This is a genomic window from Dolichospermum sp. UHCC 0259 (genome assembly GCF_009711935.1).
Lineage (GTDB): Bacteria > Cyanobacteriota > Cyanobacteriia > Cyanobacteriales > Nostocaceae > Dolichospermum.
In genome coordinates this window covers 1-738 of the sequence record NZ_VIKX01000222.1, presented here as the reverse complement: position 1 = coordinate 738, position 738 = coordinate 1, and the positions used below count along the sequence as shown (strand labels likewise).

The following is a 738-nucleotide window of genomic DNA, read 5'->3' as shown; positions in this document are numbered from 1 at the left end:
AGATGCCTAGATATCTCTACCATTTTATCCTCTCTTTTAGAATGAAATAGCCCTGGATTTTGAGCTGCATTAATAGCTTTTTCGATGTTTTGGATAAAATTTGAAGGGAATGATTGTTGAGATTTTTCCAGAGATGCTTTTATCTCCTTGAGAATTTCAGCCAAGTTTGATGGCGGATTAGTTTCTGCGGCTGTTGCCAATTCTTGTGCAGCTTGAGCCACTTCAGGATCAGCCTTAGCCGCAGATTCTACTTCTAGTAAAGCTTTACCATAATCGAGTGGTTGTTGTGGTGCTTTTTCAATAGCAACTACAGTATTGGGAGAGTGTTTTTTCACGGTAACTAAGAACTTACCAGCTTTATCCAATAAAATTTCTGTTCCCTTTTCGGTTGTTTTTTCTAAAACTTTAGTGGCAACTATAGTACCAATAGCGATCGCACCAGCAGTCAATGGTTCCATATACTATTCCTCAAGCGTGACATCATATTCTACTATTAATATCATACTGTTCTAAATAAGACAATTTAGCCCGTCAAGCAAAGCAGTCTAAAGTCGCCCGTACCGTAGCAATTACTAAAGGGCAGGGACGTGACATTGGTGCAGAAATCAAACAATAAGAATCCTTTGAAGCACAACGGCGGTTGTATGAAGGTACAAAAGCCTTACATTGTGCGCCAGTCTTTTTAGTATATCGTCATAGTGCCGAGGAATTAACTCATGCTTGCAATCTACTGGCTAA

General features: G+C 39.3%; 1 protein-coding gene. It reads right to left on the bottom strand.

Translation table 11 applies throughout. The features are described 5' to 3' along the window. Positions 1-458 (bottom strand): hypothetical protein (locus tag FJR05_RS27420; RefSeq protein ID WP_254446980.1); only part of this gene is annotated, 458 nt, incomplete at its 3' end. Between the last annotated feature and the right edge of the window lie 280 nt (positions 459-738).